Origin of the sequence: Wenzhouxiangella sp. XN201, assembly GCF_011008905.1 — a bacterium.
In the GTDB taxonomy this organism is placed as follows: Bacteria; Pseudomonadota; Gammaproteobacteria; order Xanthomonadales; family Wenzhouxiangellaceae; genus Wenzhouxiangella.
In genome coordinates this window covers 26,513-45,126 of record NZ_JAAIVI010000020.1, presented here as the reverse complement: position 1 = coordinate 45,126, position 18,614 = coordinate 26,513, and the positions used below count along the sequence as shown (strand labels likewise).

Annotated in this window: 11 protein-coding genes; 4 read left to right on the top strand and 7 right to left on the bottom strand. The window is 63.3% G+C overall.

The window, feature by feature from the left end; all coding sequences use genetic code 11:
- Positions 1–102 precede the first annotated feature (102 nt).
- From G4Y73_RS09635 to G4Y73_RS09625, 3 genes are read left to right on the top strand one after another with little or no spacing between them, the layout of a single operon-like run.
- Positions 103–2,157: a thioredoxin domain-containing protein gene (locus tag G4Y73_RS09635; RefSeq protein WP_164231431.1), complete on the top strand. Its 2,055-nt coding sequence runs from the start codon at positions 103–105 to the stop codon at positions 2,155–2,157.
- 37 nt (positions 2,158–2,194) lie between these two features.
- A complete protein-coding gene (locus G4Y73_RS09630; RefSeq protein ID WP_164231430.1) occupies positions 2,195–4,024 on the top strand; it encodes an SLC13 family permease in 1,830 nt (609 codons plus the stop codon).
- 58 nt (positions 4,025–4,082) lie between these two features.
- A complete protein-coding gene (locus G4Y73_RS09625; RefSeq protein ID WP_164231429.1) occupies positions 4,083–4,895 on the top strand; it encodes a cobalamin-binding protein in 813 nt (270 codons plus the stop codon).
- Positions 4,896–4,910: 15 nt separating this feature from the next.
- Here G4Y73_RS09625 and G4Y73_RS09620 read toward each other — a convergent pair whose 3' ends face one another.
- The 6 genes from G4Y73_RS09620 to G4Y73_RS09595 form a co-directional block, all read right to left on the bottom strand.
- On the bottom strand, positions 4,911–5,585 hold the full coding sequence (locus G4Y73_RS09620; protein ID WP_164231428.1) for an adenine nucleotide alpha hydrolase: 675 nt from the start codon (positions 5,583–5,585) through the stop codon (positions 4,911–4,913).
- A 109-nt stretch (positions 5,586–5,694) separates the two neighbouring features.
- Complete coding sequence (locus tag G4Y73_RS09615) at positions 5,695–8,160, bottom strand: MMPL family transporter (protein WP_164231427.1); 2,466 nt, start codon at positions 8,158–8,160, stop codon at positions 5,695–5,697.
- Positions 8,153–9,217 carry a YCF48-related protein gene (locus G4Y73_RS09610; RefSeq protein ID WP_164231426.1) on the bottom strand — a complete coding sequence of 355 codons (1,065 nt, stop codon included), beginning with the start codon at positions 9,215–9,217 and terminating at the stop codon, positions 8,153–8,155. The genes G4Y73_RS09615 and G4Y73_RS09610 overlap by 8 nt, the downstream gene beginning before the upstream one ends.
- A gap of 66 nt (positions 9,218–9,283) precedes the next feature.
- Positions 9,284–11,239 (bottom strand): DUF1329 domain-containing protein, encoded by a 1,956-nt coding sequence (locus G4Y73_RS13950; RefSeq protein WP_205596587.1) that lies wholly within the window; start codon positions 11,237–11,239, stop codon positions 9,284–9,286.
- 13 nt (positions 11,240–11,252) lie between these two features.
- Positions 11,253–13,139, bottom strand: a complete 1,887-nt coding sequence (locus tag G4Y73_RS09600) for a DUF1302 domain-containing protein (RefSeq protein ID WP_164231425.1) — start codon at positions 13,137–13,139, stop codon at positions 11,253–11,255.
- A gap of 16 nt (positions 13,140–13,155) precedes the next feature.
- Positions 13,156–15,309, bottom strand: coding sequence for an Ig-like domain-containing protein (locus tag G4Y73_RS09595; protein WP_164231424.1), 2,154 nt, complete (start codon positions 15,307–15,309; stop codon positions 13,156–13,158).
- 93 nt (positions 15,310–15,402) lie between these two features.
- Between G4Y73_RS09595 and G4Y73_RS09590 the strand changes: the two genes are divergently transcribed.
- Positions 15,403–16,698 carry a divalent metal cation transporter gene (locus tag G4Y73_RS09590; RefSeq protein WP_240451275.1) on the top strand — a complete coding sequence of 432 codons (1,296 nt, stop codon included), beginning with the start codon at positions 15,403–15,405 and terminating at the stop codon, positions 16,696–16,698.
- A 25-nt stretch (positions 16,699–16,723) separates the two neighbouring features.
- Here the strand turns inward: G4Y73_RS09590 and lpdA are convergent, their stop codons facing one another.
- Positions 16,724–18,574 (bottom strand): dihydrolipoyl dehydrogenase, encoded by a 1,851-nt coding sequence (gene lpdA, locus G4Y73_RS09585; protein WP_164231423.1) that lies wholly within the window; start codon positions 18,572–18,574, stop codon positions 16,724–16,726.
- Between the last annotated feature and the right edge of the window lie 40 nt (positions 18,575–18,614).

The following is an 18,614-nucleotide window of genomic DNA, read 5'->3' as shown; positions in this document are numbered from 1 at the left end:
TCACCGATTATCGCAGATCAACCCCGCCGGGCGTCCGCGTCTTCACACTGCACGCTGAACACTTCACACTTGACCCTCGTTCCCATCCCTTACCATGAAGCCATGACCGACACCCCGACCGAAAACCGCCTGGGCGACGCCCTCAGCCCCTATCTGCTCCAGCACGCGGACAATCCGGTGGCCTGGCAGCCGTGGGATCGCGAGGCCCTGGCGATGGCGCGCACGCTGGATCGTCCGATTCTGCTGTCGATCGGCTACAGCGCCTGCCACTGGTGTCACGTGATGGCGCACGAAAGCTTCGAGAACGATGCGATCGCCGAGCGCATGAACGCGTACTTCGTCAATATCAAGGTTGATCGCGAGGAGCGCCCGGACCTGGATCGCATCTACCAGCTCGCCCACCAACTCCTGACCGGGCGCGGCGGCGGCTGGCCGCTGACCGTCTTTCTCGACCCGGCCAGTCAGGCGCCGTTCTTTGCCGGTACCTATTTTCCACCCGAGCCGCGTCACGGCATGATTGCATTCGGCGACCTGCTCGAGCGCATTCACCAGGTCTGGACCACGCGTCGCGAAGAACTGCGTGCCCAGCACTTGCAGGTACAGGAAGCCCTGCAGGCCATCTCGTCACCCCAGGGGAGTGATGGACCCGGCTCCTTCGAGGCGGCAACCGAGGCACTGACGGCCGAGGCAGCCGCCCGCTTCGACGCGGACAACGGCGGCTTTGGCAGCGGCCCGAAGTTTCCCCAGGCGCCTCTGCTGGCTGCCCTGATGGACGCCGAAGACGACGAGCAGGCGGGCCAGATGGTGGGCGATTCGCTCACGGTCATGGCCCGCCATGGCCTGCACGACCACCTGGCCGGAGGTTTCTTCCGCTACTGCGTCGATGCCGCCTGGGAAGTCCCCCACTTCGAGAAGATGCTCTCCGACAACGCCCTGCTGCTCGGGCTGTATGCGCGGGCGGCCGAGCGCTGGGACCGCAGCGATTTCCGAATCGTCTGCGAGCGCCTGGTCGACTGGCTTGATGCCGAAATGACACTCGACGGCGGCGGCTTCGCCGCCAGTCTCGACGCCGACAATGAAGACGGCGAAGGCGCTTATTACGTCTGGCAGCGCAGGCAGGTCGAGGCGGTCCTGGCGCCGGACGAGCGCGAGCTGTTCGCCGAGCGCTTCGGGCTCGATGGCCCGCCCAATTTCGAGCGCCGCCACTGGCACCTGGTAGTGGCGCGCTCGATGGGAGAACTGGTCCGGCCAGAGCGCCCGGCCGATCAGGTCGACCGACTGCTGGAATCGGCCCGGCAAAAGCTGCTGGACGAGCGCCGGCAACGATCCGCACCGGGCCGCGACGACAAACTGCTCGGCGCCTGGAACGGAATGCTGGCCGAGAACCTGGCCCGCGCGGGACGGTTACTGGAGCGCGAGGACTGGCTCGAACGCGCCGGCGAGACCCTGGATGCCCTGGCCGTGCGCCTGTTCGGGCAGGATCCGCCGCGCGCGGTCTGGCGCGAGGGCCGGAGCACTGCCAACGCTCTGCTCGACGATCATGCCGCGGTACTGTCAGCCTGCCTGCAACTGCTGCAGTGGCGCTTTGAACCGCGCTGGTTCAACCTGGCCCGCCGCGTCGGGCGGCGGATCGTCGAACAGTTCGCCGACCCGGTCGGCGGCGGCCTGTATCTCACCCCGAGCGAGCACGAACCGCTGCTCACCCGCCCGCTGGCGCATGCCGACGATGCCACGCCGGGCGGTGCCGGCCACGCGGCGCTGGGACTCATCGCCCTGGGACACCTGACCGGGGACGCCAAGCTGCTCGATGCCGCTTTCAATGCCGTGAGCGCCGCCGGGGGCGAAATCCGCCGCTCGGCCAGCGCCCACGCCACCCTGGTTCGTGCCTGGCGGCAACTGGAAGTTCCGGTGCCGCAGGTCCTGCTGGCCGGGCCGGAAGACCCGGTCGGCGGCTGGCACGCCCGCCTGCTGAACCGGCCCGAACTGAACGTGTTTCGCATTCCCGAGGCATCGCCCGTCGAAGAACTGCCGGATCTACTGGCGCCCCTGCAGGCGGCAACCCGGCCGACTGCCATTATCTGCCGTGGGCGCGAGTGCCTGGCACCCATTCACGATCTGGTGGCACTGGAAGCCGAATTGGCTTCGCCTCCGGCTTGAGGTGCCAGGGCGCATTTCCGCGTAAAATCGGCGACCTATGACTCTGGCCCTGCCGAATTACCATGCCCTGGGCGTGCTGCTACTGGTGTTTCTGGCACTGGTGCTGTTTTCGCGCGACCGGATTCCGCTGGAGACCAGTTCACTGGTCGTGCTGGCGATCCTGACCGTGGCCTTCCAGGTCTTTCCCTACGTCGGTCCGGACGGGCGGGAACTGAGCCCGACCGACTTCTATGCCGGATTCGGCCACCAGGCCCTGATTGCCGTGTGTTCGCTGATGATCCTCGGCCACGGGCTGATCCGATCCGGTGCGCTCGAACCCGTGGGCCGCATGCTGTCCATTTCCTGGCGCAAGGCCCCGGCCCTGTCCATGCTGGCCACCCTGCTGGTCTGCGCGGTGCTGAGCGCCTTCATCAATAACACCCCGATCGTGGTCATGCTGCTGCCGATTCTCATTGGCGTGGCGTTGCGTACCGGTCACTCGCCTTCGAGCATGCTCCTGCCGGTGGGCCTGATCAGCATCGTTGGCGGCATGGCGACGACCATCGGCACCTCGACCAACCTGCTGGTGGTCACGGTGGCCGCCGACATGGGCGTGGCCCCGTTTCGCATGTTCGACTTCCTCGTGCCGGCCGCCATCGCCGGCGCCGTGGCCACGCTCTATCTGTGGCTGGTGGCACCGCGCCTGATTCCGATCCGGCAGGTGCCCATGCAATCCAGCGTCAAACGCCTCTACACCGCGCAGATCCGCCTGGGCAAGTCCAGCGGCGTAGTGGGCATGACGCTGGCCGAAGCGATCGAACGCTGCAACGGCAATCTCAAGGTCGAAAAAATTCAGCGTGGTCCGGGCGTATTCGTCACGCCCCTGCCGGATGTGGTGCTCAAGGCCGGCGACCGCATTACAACCACCGACACGCAGGACAACCTGCGCGAGTTCGCCCACCTGCTCGGCGGCCGCCTGTTCTCCGGCGATGTCGAGGTCGACGATGCCCACCCCCTCGGCCCGGGCGACCAGAAGATTGCGGAAGTTGCAGTCACGCCCCAGTCACGGCTGCTCGGCTCACGCATCAGCGAGGCCCGGCTGCTGTCGCGCTACGGGCTTCGACTGCTGGCCCTGCACCGCTTCAACCGTGAGGACCAGACCCGCAGCACTGGCCTGGACAACACCGTGCTGCGCTCCGGCGACGTGCTGCTGGTGCAGTCGTCCGGCCCCCGTCTGGGCCAGCTCAAGGACGGCGGCGACCTGCTGGTGCTCGACGGTTCGGTCAACCTGCCCAAGACCTCCAAGGCGCCCGTCGCACTGGGCATCATGGTGCTGGTCGTCCTGATCGCCGCTTTCAGTATTCTGCCGATCGCCATCAGCGCCGTCGCCGGCGTGCTGGCAATGATCCTGACGCGCTGCCTCAATTGGAAGGAGGCGATGCAGGCCCTGTCCATCCAGGTCGTGATGATCATCGTTGCCTCGCTCGCCCTGGGGGCGGCCTTGATGCGCACCGGCGGTGCCGACTGGCTGGCGCAGGCCTTCCTGGTGGCCAGCTTCGGCATTCCATCCTGGGCCATCCTCGGTCTGCTGATGCTGGCCATGGCGGCATTGACCAACGTGGTCTCGAACAATGCCGCCGCGGTGATCGGCACGCCGATTGCCATCAGCCTGGCTCAGCAATTGATGCTGCCGGCCGAACCCTTCGTGCTGGCCGTGCTGTTCGGCTCCAACCTGAGCTTTGCCACGCCCATGGCCTACCAGACCAACCTGCTGGTGATGAATGCCGGCGGCTACAAGTTCAACGACTTCGTGCGTGTGGGGCTGCCGCTGATGTTGCTGTTGTGGGTTGTGCTGACGGTAACGCTGGCGTATGCGTATCAGATTTAGAGGGCGGGACTCGGGACTCGGGACTCGGGACTCGTGGCTCCCGTGGGCTACGCGGGCAATGTCAGCATTGGTGCTGCTGGCATGTTCTGTGCAGTCGGTCGCAGAGGAACGACTACGAGTCGTCAGCCTGGCGCCGCATCTGACGGAGCTGGCGTTTGCTGCGGGTGCGGGTGAATCGCTGGTCGGAGTCGTGGCCTATAGCGACTGGCCGGAAGCGGCGCGGGAGTTGCCGCGCATCGGTGATGCCTACCGGTTTGACATGGAGACCATTCTGGGGCTGGATGCCGACCTGGCCCTGGCGTGGCGTGGCGGTACGCCGGCTGGCGTGGTGCGCCAGCTTGAAGACTTGGGTATCGACGTGTTGTGGATTGAAACGCGCAGTCTCGCCGAGATCGCATCGGCCCTCGAACGGATCGGGTCGAGATTGGGAAGCCTGGAGACCGCTCGTGAGGCGGCCAGGAAGTACGAACAGCAGTTAGCCGCGCTGCGCCAGCAGAACGACGAGCAGGAAGGCATTTCGATCTTTTACCAGGTTTCTGCACATCCGCTGTTCACCCTGGGTGGGCGGCACGTGATCACGCAAGTGTTCGAAGCATGCGGCGCCCGCAATGTTTTTGCCGACCTCGATGTCGAGGCGGCCGCCATCGACCGTGAAGCCGTGCTTGCCCGGACACCGGAACTGATCATTGCCGGCATCAATGAAGGCAGCAACGATCCGCTTGCCATCTGGCGCGATACTGGCATGGTCGAACAGGGTCATACCCGGCTGGAAGCGGTCGACCCCGAGCGCCTGGTGCGCCCCACCCCCCGCATCCTGGAAGGCATCGAGTACGTCTGCGATCTGGTCCGGGATGTGGACGCCGGAACCTAGGGAACCTCTGGCGGCTCAGGCCGGTTTCAGATCGATCATCAGGTAGCGTTCGTGCACGAGGACGCGTTCGCCCGGCACCACGTCGATCGGCTGGGCGAATCCCGGACCATCACAAACGAAACTGTGAAACTCTCCGTTCTCGCCACAGGGATCAACCCCGTCCGGCAATGCCTTGAGGAAGTTCTCATCGATGCTCTGCCCAAGTAGCGACTCGGGCAGGCGATGCGTGTCGATGCAGGTGATCATGATCCGCCACGGCGCCTCGACGAGCCGCCGCGCCAGGTCTTGTGTAGGCGTGCCCCAGATCGGGAAGATGGATTGCCAGCCCATGCTTTCGAAACTGCGCTCCCGCCAGCGTCGGATATCAGTCAGAAAGAGATCGCCGCAGGCAACTCGGTCGATGCCGGCCTGGCGAAATGGCTCCAGCCCCGCCGCCAGGCGTCGTTCATATTCGGCGTTGTCACAAGTCTCCGGCAAGCCGATTACCGTCAGCGGCAGGCCAAGCGACTCGGCCTGGCTGCGCAGCAACGCCTCGGAAGTGCCGTGCATGGCCACGCGGCGATTGGTCTCGTTGACGGTCGTCACCAGCGCTTCGACCCGCCAGGCCGGGTCGTGCATGAGCGTGTCGAGCATGAACATGCTGTCCTTGCCGCCGGAGGACAGAACGACGACGGATGCTGCTTCGGTCATTGGTACGAGACCTGGTTGTCAGTTCTCAGTTGCAAGTTGCAAGTCCCTTCGATAAAGGCACAACGCCATCCGACTGGACTTACAACTTACAACCGACAACTTAAAACCATCAGGCCGCCTTGCGGCCCTCGCGCCAGGCCAGCAACACGCGCGCCAGGGCCGGCAGAAGCAACACGGCGCCGATCATGTTGAAGATGAACATGAAGCCAAGGAGAATACCCATATCGGCCTGGAACTGGAGGTCGGAGAACAGCCAGGTTCCCACGCCAACCGCCAGAGTCACGGCAGTGTAGAACACCGCCCGGCCGGTCAGCCGAAGCGTGCGGTAGTAGGCATCGTCCAGGCCGACCCCGGCATCCAGGAAACCCTTCATCCGGCTGAAGATGTAGATACCGTAGTCGACACCGATACCGACGCCAAGCGCCACCACGGGCAGGGTGTTGACCTTGAGGCCGATGCCCATGAAAGCCATCAGCGAATAGGCCAGATAGCTGACCAGCACCAACGGCAGCACGATGCACAGGGTGCCGAGCACGGTACGGAAGGTAATCAGACACAGCACCACGATGGCGGCATAGACATAGATCAGCATCGGCGTCTGTGCCTTGGCCACTTCCTGGTTGGTGGCAGCCATCACACCGACGTTACCGGTCGCCAGGCGGAAGACCAGCGGCGGATGATCGCCATCCTCGGACCAGTGGCCATGCGCCGGCTCGCCGACAACCTCATAATCGAGTTCCTCGACCGTGATCTCATCCTGGAGTTCGTGCGCCCGGCCGACCACTCGATCAATGGTCTCGGCACGGTGGTCCTCGGTAAACACCATCACCGGCATGGCGCTGCAATCCCGGTTCAGCAGACCGGAGGAGGTCTCGATACCCTGCGTGGTCAGGGCCAGGGTCGAGGGATTGCGCGGCAATACCTGCCAGCGCAGATTGCCTTCGTTCCAACCGGCATTGACGATCTTGGCGACCATCGGCAGCGCAATGACCTGTTGCACACCCTCGACATTGCGCATATGCCAGGCAAAGTCGTCGATTGCGTTCATGACCTCGAATGAGCCGGCACAGGCGCCGGACTCGGTCTGGGCGATGATGCTGATCACGTCGGTGCCGAGCGAGAAGCGATCGGCGATCAGCCGGGCGTCCTGGTTGTAGCGGGCATCTTCACGCAACTCGGGCACACCGGGTTCGGAATCGCCAATCTTCATGTCTTGCGCCTTGACCCAGGCCAGCGCAAACACCAACACGCCCACCAACACTGCCGAGACGGCAACGCCCCGACGGGTGAAGCGCGCCATGAAATCCCAGATCATGCTCGGCTTCTGGCTATGTTCGTACTGCTTCCGACGCTTCTTGTCCTCGTTTCTGAGCTTGATGTAGGACAGCAAGACCGGCAGCAGCAGCAGATTGGTGAAGATGATGACCGCAACACCGATACTGGCGGTAATCGCCAGTTCCTGGATGATCTGGATATTGATCAGCAGGATGGTCAAGAAGCCAATGGTATCGCTGAGCAGGGCGATAGCGCCCGGCGCGAGAAGGCGCGAGAAAACGGCCTTTGACGCTTCCAGGCTGGAAACCGGCTTGACCTCTTCAAGGGGAATGCCTTCCTGAACCAGCCCGATGGGCGAATGCCCGCCAAAGAGCTTCTCGGCGTTCCAGCCGCTGATCATCTGCACGCCGTGACTGACACCGATGGCAAAGACCAGGAACGGCGTCAGGATATTCATCGGATCGATGCCGAAGCCCAGCAGGCTGAGCAGACCAAGCTGCCAGACCACGGCCGTGACCGAACAGACGAGCGGCAGGATCGTCAGCCAGACAGAGTGGGAATAGAGGAACAGCAGGATGGCCGTGATCAGAAAGGCGACACCGAAATACATGACCACGCCGCGGGCACCATCGGCAACGTCACCTACGATCTTGGCAAACCCGATGATGTGGACGCTGTGATTCTCGTTCTCGAACTCGCCGCGAATGGCTTCAAGCCGCTCGGCGACGTCCTGGTAATCGAGCGTCTCGCCGGTCGAAGGATCTTCCTCGAGCAGGTTGGCCCAGACCATGGCGCCTGAAAAGTCCTCGGCCACCAGGCGCCCGACTTCACCGGACTTGATGATGTTCGATCGGACTGTTTCGAACATTTCCGGCGAGGGCGAGAAGTCAGCCGGAATGACGTTGCCACCAGCAAACCCGTCTTCCACCACCTCAACGAAACGTACGTTGGGCGTAAAGATGGACCGGACACTCGCGCGGTCGACGCCCGGCACGAAGAACACACGGTTACTGACCTGTTCGAACGCCCCGAAGAAGTCGGCGTCGAACATCTCACCGTCTTCGGCCATGAGCGCGACCATGATGCGGTTGGCGCCGCCGAATTCACGCTCGTAATCGAGGAAGGTCTGCATGTACTCGTGTTCGAGCGGCAGCTGCTTTTTGAATCCGGCGTCGACACGAAGCTGCATCGAGTAATACACCATCGCCGCCGTACCCAGCAGGAACAGCAGGAGAATGAGCGGGCGAACGCTGAAGACGAAATCAGCAATCCGGCGGGGCACTGTTCTGGATTCACTCATGCTTGAGCCCTTCTTCTCCGGCCAGAATCATGCCGCCGTCCACAGTGAACAGGACGGCTGCATAGTCGCTGCCAAGGCGATCCTCGCTGACGCGAAAGTCACCTGTCGGCGGGTGAAAAGTCAGAATCGTTGCGCCCGAGCCCACCATGACGGGTTTGCCATCCGGATCGAGCGCGCCACCGAGCAGGGTTGAATCGACTCCGCTATCCAGCACCTCCCAGCTATCACCAAAGTCGCTGCTGAGCTGAACGTTTCCTCGCAGCCCGAAGGCCAGTACGCTGTCCCGTACCGGCAGCAACCCGAACATCGATCCCGGGTACGGAAAACGGAAACTCTCCCAGCTTTCGCCGCGGTCGCTGCTACGAAAGCCGTAGCCACGCTCGCCGGCCAGCATGATACGTCCGTCGTCGTTCACCAGAATGGCATTGAGGTGACACTCGATGAATTCGTAACAGCCGCGATCGAAATCCTGCGAGGCGTCGTAGAACTCGTCGCTCGGGTCCGTCTCGTCTTCCGGCGTGTCGGCGAGCTCGTAGGCTGCCGCTGCCGCATCACTCCAGTCGATGGCCTCGGAGGTCATGACATCGACCATGTCCATCGACTCCCAACTCTGCCCGCCATCGCCGGTTTTCATGATCAGACCGTATGCACCCACCGCCAGGCCTTCGCTGGAATTGAAGAAATGCACGTCAAGCAGCGGCCGCTCCCAGGCGGGTTCGAAATGCTGCAGGTTCCAGGTCCGCCCGAGGTCGCTGCTGTGGATGATGGTCGTGTCATGACCAACAGCCCACAAGCGACCGCCAGCGAAGTCGACGCGCGTCAGCGCAGCCTGAACCGGCACCTGCTCGGCCTGTTCCCATTCGATACCGTCCCGGGAAATCAGCACATGGCCGCGCTCACCAACGGCGACATAACGCTCGCCCGCGCGGGTAATGTCGAGAATCAGCGACTCATCGGCCAGCGGCACCTGTTCGGCCGGCTGCGGCTCGATATCCTGGGCCAAAAGCGGTGCCGGAACGGCAAACAGAACCAGCACCAACGATCTGAAAAGAGACATGGATGGATACTCCGAGACGCCAGGGCCGACCTTACGGCCGGCCCTGGTTGCTGGCTTGTCTACGGCTTAGCGCCGGCCCCGCGTCCGCAGCGCCTGCGGCGTGTAATTGCTCGGGCTGAGCTCGACGTTGAAGCTCGGCACCGGATCCTGGTTGTCCAGACCCGTTGCCACGTAGCGGCCCGACTGCAGGTCCATATGCGACAGCATGCTCGACCAGTAGGTGGGCAGTTCGTAATAGTTGATGGTGTGTGCCTCGGACACGCGCCACAGGTTGCCGCGCTGATCGTAGTGGTCGGTCAGCGCGATCTGGTAGCTGTCCTCGTCGAGGTAGAAGGTGCGCCGCGGATGGATATGGCGTGTACCTTCCTTCAGGTTCGCCTCGACGATCCAGACACGATGCAGCTCGTAACGCATGTATTCGGGATTGAGATGGCCCGGACGCACGATGTCATCGGCCGTCAAGTCACCGCTGTGAACGTCGTAGGAATTGTACGGAATGTACATTTCCTTCTTGCCGACGATTTCCCAGTCGTAGCGATCCATCGCACCGTTGAACATGTCGGTCATGTCATTGGTACGCAGGCCGTCGGAAGCCGTGCCCGGATTGTCGTAGGCCACGTTGGGTGCGCGCCGCACGCGCCGCTGACCCGGGTTGTAGATCCAGGCCTGGCGCGGCTGCTCGATCTGGTTGAGGGTTTCGTGGACCAGCAGGATGTTGCCGGCCAGGCGCGCCGGCGACTCCACTTCCTGGAAGAAATAGAGCAGGATGTTGTTGGTTTCCTCAAGCGTCATGCCTTCCTTGTAATAAAGGCCGAGCAGTTCCTCGCGCAGGCGAATGAGCTGGAAGTTGCCGCTTGAAGTCGGCACCACCTGGTTGTTGTAGCGCGCACCGCCGATTCCCTTGTACTTGAGCTTGTGGTTCCAGATCAGCTCGTAGGCATTCTGTGGCAGCGCGAAGGGGAAACCTTCGGCGACGTCGGCAACACCTTCGCCATTGGCCACCAGGCGCCCGGTTTCGGCGTTCTCACGCGTCTTCTGGTAGATGCGCTCCGGGAACGATGCGCTGCGGCGCGTCGGGTAGACCTTCATGTAGTAGGTTTCCGGATAGCGCTCGAACACGGCGATCTGTCCGGCCGACAGTCGGTCGGCGTATTCCTGATAGTTGTCGCCGGTGATGGTGAACAGTGGCTCGTCATCCGGGTAAGGATCGGGATGACGATCGCCGGGCTGATAGCCGGCCGGCCAATCCTCACGTGTAAGTCCGCCATCCCAGGCCGGGATCGTGCCGTCTTCGTTGCCGGCGCGAATCGATCCCATCGGGGTCAGGTCCTGGCCCAGGCGTTCGATGTTCTCAGGCGTGCGCGGAATGATATCGGGCGCGTCCTCCAGGTTGACGAATGCAGCCGATTCGTCCGCTGAGTCCGATGCCTGCTCGGCCTCGGCTTGTTCTGCAGCAGCCTGTTCTTCGGCTGCCCGACGCTCAGCTTCCTCGGCCGCCGCCTGCTCGGCGGCTTCACGTTCAGCTTCCTGCCGCGCCGCTTCCTCTTCGGCCGCCTGGCGCTCGGCTTCTTCCGCAGCGGCTTGCGCTTCGGCTTCTTGCCGGGCCGCTTCCTCCGCAGCCGCCTGTCCGGCAGCTTCACGTTCGGCTTCGGCTTCTCGCCGGGCCGCTTCTTCCTCGGCCGCCTGGCGCGCAGCCTCTTCCTCCGCCGCCCGACGGGCTGCCGCTTCCTCGGCCGCCTCACGTTCAGCTTCGGCTTCCCGCCGGGCCGCTTCCTCAGCAGCCGCCCGCTCAGCCGCCTCACGTTCAGCTTCGGCTTCCCGCCGGGCCGCCTCTTCCTCGGCCGCCTGGCGCTCGGCTTCTGCCTCGGCCCGCTCGGACTCGAAGCTGTCCGACATGGAGGCCTCTTCGTCGGCTGCCGCTTCCTCGTCGGCAACCGGTGAGGTACCGCAGCCGACCAGTACGGCAAGAGCCAGTACTGCGGCGAAGATCTTCAATCGGTAGGTGATGTCTTTGTCTGTCATGGAGGACCTCCGCTCAGAATGAGTAGCTCAGGGACGCCGCAACGAAATCGCGGTCTCCCAGCAGGTTGTTGGTGCCCGCGCCAAAGAAGTTGGTATAGGAAATACCCGCCTGCCAGCGCGACAGATAGCTGAAGGTCACACCCAGCGTTACCTGCTTACGACCTTCGATGAAGTTGCCGCCCGGCCCCGGTGTTACGCCGTCGACGTCATGATTGAAAGCAATGCGGGGGGTCGCATTCCAGGGCGTGCCGAACACATTGTTGTAAGTCGGCGCGATCAGCAGGCGATAACCCCAGCTGGTGTCCGTCGCGTAGCCGCTGGTCGTGGTGATGGGGCTACGCGAGTTGCCACCGGTCTGGCGCGACGGGCCGCCGAAGGTGTCCGTCCCCGGCCCCTCGAAGCGCAATTCGCTCTCGGGCGGCAGGTCCCAGACGTGGGTGACACCGAACTCACCGACGACCGCTACCTGATCGGCGCGCAGGGGATTGCCCGGACCGAACAGCTTGGTCAGGGTGAACTGTGCCTGCGAAACTTCGCGACGTTCGTAGCCTCGAACATACTCACCGGGTGCGTAATCACCGAGCTGGCTGATGAAGCGATTGTAGGGCTCCGGAATGAAGGTATTGAGCGGCGAAAGACCTGCGTAGAGCAGCTCGACATCGTCGATCTGAAGCGGCAAGTTCTCTCGATAGCTGACTTCACCGCCCAGCGACCAGCCACCCACCGTGGTGTTGAAGCTCACGCCCCACAGGTCGATGTCTTCCGGATACTCAACGATCACCGCCCCCGAAGATGGCGCCGTTGTAGACACTGCCCGTCCTGAGAGTACCGGCAGTCGGCTGTGGTAGCGCAGATAGTAGAACCCGAACTCGGTTTCATTCAGCGCCGGCGCGTAGTAGCGAAACGCCACCCCGTACTGGCCATCATCGTCCGGCTTGTTGTCAGCCGCCCTCGGGAACGAGGCGCCACACCCAGCGGCAATGAGCGGCAAGGGCAGATCCCGGTCGCTGACATGGAAGTTACCGTTGCGGCAGACCGTTTCGTAAAGGTCCGGATTGTTGACCGGCTGCGGCACCATGCCGAAATTGAGCATGGCGTAGCGACCGCCGGCGGTCGCGAAATCGTTGGTGGCGAAGAATGTACCCGAGGGCTCCGCCTCGACTTCGCCCCATTCGCCCAGCACGACCGCTTCGACCGACAGTTTGGGCGTCAAGTCGATGTTGGCCCAGAGCATGTTCTGCGGCAGGAAGGCATCCCTGAGTTCGGCACCCGCCGTCCGCAAGGCGGTGACGTCGACCGGATTGATCGTGTTGATGCCGCCGGCCAGGAAGGTGCTCTCACCCCAGCTGACGACCTGGCGACCCAGGCGCAGCGACAGCATCCTCTCGCCCACGTCAAAGTCGCCATAGATGTAAGCGTCGAGCAATCGGGCCCGCTCGGCGGCCTGATCCTTGGCACCATCGGGCAACTCATCCATGTCACTGAGGGTGACGTCGTAGAAATAGTTGCCGCGGACGAACGCCCCGAAGTTGTCGAAGTTGATCGCCAGTTCAGACGTGATGCGGGCCTGGTTGAAGATCGGGTCCCACTGATCGAAGTTGAGATTGCCATCATCCGAGTTGGCCGAAAAACGGCCCGGCGTGGCGATCTGCTGCTCTAGCGAGCGCTGCGAGACCAGGGGATCGAACTGTGACTTGGCGATGAGGTCGTCGTCGCGATCGGAGACGCGCATCCCGACGCCGTAACTGATGGTGGAATCGAGTCGGATCTCGACTTCATCGGTACTGAAGTCGATGGCCTGGGCATGCTGGGCCGCCAGGGCAAGACCGATGGCGCCGGCCAGAATGCCGGGCCGGAGGCCGAGACCGCGCCGACGTGCGTAAAGTGCTTGGCGTTTCATGTTCGAATTCTCCCTGTCAGTCGGTCTGGATGAGTGACGGATCGCCGATGACGACCAATGCGCCACCGGATGCAACCATGCTGGCCGCCTGTCCCTGCATTTCGGCCGTGGCCGCGGGTGATGCCGCCGGGCTCAACAACGAGCCGTGATCTCCCTCGATCATGCGCACGGCACCGCGAATTCCCATCGGATCCTGCGTGGTCTCGACGATCGCGTCCAGACCCATGATCCGGATGAGTGGCTCGGTACCCGAAAGCGGTGCACCGGCGACGGCATTTGGAACGACTGCATCACCGGCAACCTGCTGCAGCAACACCGTATTCTGAGCGGCTGCCACCGCGCCCCAGTTGATCGGGTCGGCGGCATCGATCACCGTCTGCGCAGCGAAAAGAAACTGGAAGTATTCGGGTGAGAAGGGTTCCACGCCGGCTTGCTGGAGTCCGGCCCGGATGCGCGGCCCGAAAGTTTCGGAGCCGGACAGCAGGTTGGCAATGCCGCCGCCCGGCACCGACAGGACCCCGTTGCCAACGGTCGGCTCGACCGCCAGGAAGGGCACACCCGCCATCGCACCGAGCGAGATGCCGACGAAATTGATGTTCGAACCGTCAAGGTCGGAGATCCCATCACCGTCGATGTCCATCTCGGGGATGTTCAGCGCCAGAGTCGACAGGTCGACCTGAGCCTGGCGCAGGTTGTCGCGTGAGGTCAGCAGGCTCTGCAGATTGATGAACCAGGCGCCGGAGCCGTCGATCATGCCGTCGGGTCCCGGAGCAGACGTTTCGTTGTCCTGCAGATCGAGATCGAAGGTGCGCTCATTGGCCAGCGGGGCGAACGGCGTGTTGTCGATGTAGAGCGGACTGGACTGATCGGTAATGCCGTGCAGCGGCATGTCGATGGAGACCACCGCAAAGCCCTGAGAGGCCATGGTGTCAGCCAGGGCAAGCATCTGCGAACGGTTGCCGGTGATGCCGTGCTGGAAGATCACCACTGGCCAGCCGGCGGCCGGGCGCGTCTGGCCCGACATCGAGTTGGGTACCGTAATCAGCACCGGTACAACCTGGCGATCGGTCTCGACCGGAATCGGGTTGGCGACCGTGATATTGGTCGAGGTCGGGTCCAGGCCGAACTGGTCGAAAGGCGGCACGTAGTTGCCCGGTGCGGCGCGCCAAAAATCATCCAGAGGTGCAGTCGGATCCTGGGGCGTTGGGACGCCGAGGAAGTACGGCAGTTCAACCACACCCATGTAAAGATCGGCAATGCCCGGCGATGCACCCGGCGGCAGGACGTCGGCCGTGGTCAGGCAGCTGCCTGGTGCCAGGCAGGCCTGCGCAATCTGGCTCGAGGTCGGCCCGATCAGCGAACGCACGGTGTTGAGAACGGGCGTAATCGACTGCGTGGTGGCGGTCGACGAGAGCACGACGCTGTCGCGGGCCACGCCCTGTGAGCCGGCGGCCGCCAGATGGGTATTGATGAGCTGACGCAGCGGCTCGAGCGCCTGCGCGGTCTCGTCGTCGAGCAGCGGATCGGTGCTGTTGCCCTCCGCGTCGACCAGGGGGTCGGGGCGCTTGGCCAGGAAGTAGGTCTGCGAAGGCGTGGCCGGATTGCCGTCGAGGTCGCGGATTCCGTTGGTCACAACCGCCATGTAGCCGGTCATCTCCTGCAGCGGGCGCAGCGGAACGATCGCCACGGTCTGTCCATTGGGGTCGGATGACGCAACCGCGGCCACGTAATCCTGCCCCGGAACCAGCTCACGATTGACACCGGTGACCGCAGCCGTCCCCTGCTGGAACTGAACTTCGTAAAAACGCACGGTGCTGCCCGGCACCACCGTATCGGGATCGACCGAGGCGGTGAAGCTGAAGGTCCAGGGGGCCACGGTGCTGAACCCATCCAGCGTGCCCAGTGCCGCCAGCGGGTCACTGAAGTCTTCCGGGTCCGCGACTGGTGGGTTGAGTGTCAGGTCGGTCGTGCCGGACAGCAACAGGCTGTTCGGCAATGGAATATTGCCGTTGCCCGGGTCGAACACGGCGGTGATCACGCCGTCAACGGGCTCCCCATCAGGATTGGTGGCGGGTTCTTGCGGTACGGTGCGGTCCACACTGGAACTGCCGCCGCAACCGGCCAGCAACAGTAGTGCGAGTGCGGGCGCCAGGTATCGGCATGACTTCATCAGATTTCTCCCCAAGGCAGAGGTGGTTTATTCATCGATCAATACCGTCGAGTATGGTGCTGGTTCGACTGATCCAGATTGTATGATATGAACATGTTCTTTACTTTTGCAAGCAAACGCCATGCGCGGCTGCTCGCAGCGCTCGGGCCGGGCCTGTTGATGGCCGGCGCCGCTGTCGGCGTTTCTCATCTGGTGCAGTCGACTCGCGCTGGTGCCGACTACGGTACCAGCTTGCTGGCGCTGGTCATACTCGCTTGTATTCTCAAGTTCCCATTCCTGGAATTCGGCCCACGCTACGCGGCCGCCACCGGCGAGAGCCTGATCCGGGGCTACCGTCGGCTCGGTCGATGGGCCCTGGCGTTGTTTGCACTGATCACGCTCGGCACCATGTTCATCGTCGAAGCCGGTGTCACGGTGGTCGCGGCCGGACTGGCCGGAGTGGTGTTCGGGCTGGAGGCATCGATCACCCAGCTTTCCGCCGGCGTACTGATCAGTTGCCTGCTGGTGCTGGCCATTGGTCGCTATCGCGGGCTCGACTTGCTCATGAAGATCATCATGACCGTGCTGGCGATCTCGACGCTGCTGGCCGTGTTGCTCGCGCTCGGCTCGGGCCCTGAATGGCGGGCACTCGACCCGCTGGCCAATATCGACCGCGTCTGGACGGCGGGTGGCATCGCCTTCACCCTGGCCCTGCTCGGCTGGATGCCCATACCGCTGGACGTGGCGGCCTGGCATTCGCTGTGGACCCTCGAGCGGGCGGAGCAGACCGGCCAGCGTCCCAGCGTTCGCCATGCCGTATTCGACTTTCATCTTGGCTACGTCGGTGCCACCGTCCTGGCGATCCTGTTCCTGCTGCTCGGCGCCCTTCTGCTGCACGGCAGCGGCGAACCCCTGCCCGCCTCGGCCGTGGCCTTTTCCGGGCGCCTGGTCGATCTCTATGCTCTCACCCTGGGAGAATGGTCGCGGCCGGTTATCGCCGTGGCCGCACTGACCACCATGTTTTCCACCACGCTGGCGGTGACCGATGGCTTCCCACGGGTTTTGCGCGCCCTGATCGAAGTCACGGGAAAGGTCGAAGCGTCGGAAGACGCGGTGGCCGATGCAGGCCGGCACCGCACCCGCTACGTCGGCGCACTGCTGCTGGTGACGATCGGTGCGCTGGTGGTCATCCACTTCTTCGGCCACCGCTTCACCGCGCTGATCGACTTCGCCACCACGGTCTCGTTCCTGGCCGCGCCGATCCTGGCCTGGATCAACCTGAAGCTGTTGACCAGCGAGCACACGCCGGTCGAATACCGGCCCCGCGGACTGCTCCTTGGACTGGCCTGGACCGGCTTCGTATTTCTCGTCGTCTTTTGCCTGATCTGGCTCGGCTGGCGGCTGCTATAGGACCGACCCGAGCGAAGAACGCGAGCTATTTCTTCGGCATGTAGAGGTCGGTAATCGTGCCCTCGTAAGCCTCGGCGGCCATCATTACCGACTCCGACAGGGTCGGATGCGGGTGGATGGTCAGGCCGATATCGGCAACGTCGCAGCCCATCTCGATGGCCAGGGTGAGTTCGGCAATCAGGTCGCCGGCATGCAAACCGACCACGCCGGCGCCGATCAGGCGGCCGTTTTCGGTATCGAAGATCAACTTGGTGAAGCCTTCGCTTCGGTCCATACCCAGCGCCCGACCCGAGGCGGCCCAGGGGAACTTGCCGACACCGTAGTCGATGCCTTTGTCTTTCGCCTGCGCTTCGGTCAAGCCGACCCAGGCAACTTCCGGATCGGTGTAGGCCACCGAGGGGATCACACGTGCATCGGCCGCGCGCTTCTCGCCAGCGGCTACTTCCGCGGCCACCTTGCCTTCGTAGGAGCCCTTGTGTGCCAGCATCGGCTGGCCGACGATGTCGCCGATGGCATAGATGTGGTCGACATTGGTGCGCATCTGCCCGTCGACGGCGATGAAGCCCTTGTCATCGACCTCCACCCCGGCGGCCTCGGCATTGAGCTGATCGCCGTTGGGCCGCCGCCCGACGCAGACCAGCACGCGATCGAAATCGGCCGAATCCGGTGCATCCTTGCCGTCGAACTGCGCGGTCAGCGCCTTGTCGCCGGCCTCGACCTTTTCCACCTTCGTTTCCAGGTGGAATGTCACGCCCTGCTTTTTCAGGTGCTGATGGAGCGGCTTGACCAGGTCGGCATCCGCGCCGGGCATGAGTTGCTTCATCATTTCGACCACGGTGACGTCCGAACCGAGCGCGCGGTAGACACAGGCCATTTCCAGGCCGATGATGCCGCCGCCGATGACCAGCAGGCGCTCGGGCACGTCGGCCAGTTCCAGTGCACCGGTCGAGTCGATCACCCGATCATCGTCCCAGGGCACATTGGGAATCTCGATCACGCGCGAGCCGGCAGCGATGATGCACTGATTGAAGCTGATGGTCCGATCCTTGCCTTCATGTTCGACGGCCAACTCGTGTTCGCCGCTGAACTGACCCATACCCTGGATCACTTCGACCTTGCGCTTCTTTGCCATACCGGCCAGGCCGCCGGTGAGCTTACCGACCACGTCGTTCTTGAACTCGCGCAGCTTGTCGATATCGAGCTCCGGCTGGCCGAATTTCACCCCGTGTTCGCCCAGGTGCTCGGCCGCGTCGATGACCTGGCCAACGTGCAGCAAGGCCTTGGAGGGAATGCAGCCGACATTGAGGCACACGCCGCCAATCGAGTCGTAACGCTCGATCAGGGCGACCTTCAAACCCAGATCGGCCGCACGAAAGGCGGCCGTATAACCGGCCGGGCCGGACCCTAGTACGGCAAGGTCGAAGTCGTAATCGTGATCCGTGGGATCACGATCGGTTTCAGGTTTCAGGTTTCGGGTTTCAGGGCGGGCTTCGTCAGCTCCATCGGAGGACTCAGATGCTTCAGCCTTCTCCGAGTCGTCCGAAGGCTCTCCTGAACCCTGACCGCTGAAACCTGAACCCTTTTCTTCCTCCTCCCCGGAGCCGCCTTCATCAGACTCGCCGTTTCCGTCCTCGGATTCCACCTCGACCACGCCGATAACATCACCTTCTCCGACCTCGTCCCCCTCGGAGACCTTCAGCTCGACCAGCTTGCCGGCTGCCGGCGAAGGCACTTCCATGGTCGCCTTGTCCGATTCGAGCGTGACCAGCGACTGCTCCTTCTCGAGCTCGTCGCCTTCCGATACCAACACCTCGATGATCGGCACCTTGTCGAAATCGCCGATGTCGGGGACCTTGATTTCCTGCTTCTTGCTCATGGCTTACTCGCTTCCTGATTCAAAGTCTGTGAAACCGCAG

What these genes read in the sequence shown, in the direction of transcription:
- G4Y73_RS09610 (WP_164231426.1), bottom strand. Translation starts at nt 9,217, where the DNA reads ATGTCTCTTTTCAGATCGTTGGTGCTGGTTCTGTTTGCCGTTCCGGCA.
- G4Y73_RS09635 (WP_164231431.1), top strand. Translation starts at nt 103, where the DNA reads ATGACCGACACCCCGACCGAAAACCGCCTGGGCGACGCCCTCAGCCCC.
- lpdA (WP_164231423.1), bottom strand. Translation starts at nt 18,574, where the DNA reads ATGAGCAAGAAGCAGGAAATCAAGGTCCCCGACATCGGCGATTTCGAC.
- G4Y73_RS09625 (WP_164231429.1), top strand. Translation starts at nt 4,083, where the DNA reads ATGTCAGCATTGGTGCTGCTGGCATGTTCTGTGCAGTCGGTCGCAGAG.
- G4Y73_RS09600 (WP_164231425.1), bottom strand. Translation starts at nt 13,139, where the DNA reads ATGAAACGCCAAGCACTTTACGCACGTCGGCGCGGTCTCGGCCTCCGG.
- G4Y73_RS09595 (WP_164231424.1), bottom strand. Translation starts at nt 15,309, where the DNA reads ATGAAGTCATGCCGATACCTGGCGCCCGCACTCGCACTACTGTTGCTG.
- G4Y73_RS13950 (WP_205596587.1), bottom strand. Translation starts at nt 11,239, where the DNA reads ATGACAGACAAAGACATCACCTACCGATTGAAGATCTTCGCCGCAGTA.
- G4Y73_RS09620 (WP_164231428.1), bottom strand. Translation starts at nt 5,585, where the DNA reads ATGACCGAAGCAGCATCCGTCGTCGTTCTGTCCTCCGGCGGCAAGGAC.
- G4Y73_RS09615 (WP_164231427.1), bottom strand. Translation starts at nt 8,160, where the DNA reads ATGAGTGAATCCAGAACAGTGCCCCGCCGGATTGCTGATTTCGTCTTC.
- G4Y73_RS09590 (WP_240451275.1), top strand. Translation starts at nt 15,403, where the DNA reads ATGTTCTTTACTTTTGCAAGCAAACGCCATGCGCGGCTGCTCGCAGCG.
- G4Y73_RS09630 (WP_164231430.1), top strand. Translation starts at nt 2,195, where the DNA reads ATGACTCTGGCCCTGCCGAATTACCATGCCCTGGGCGTGCTGCTACTG.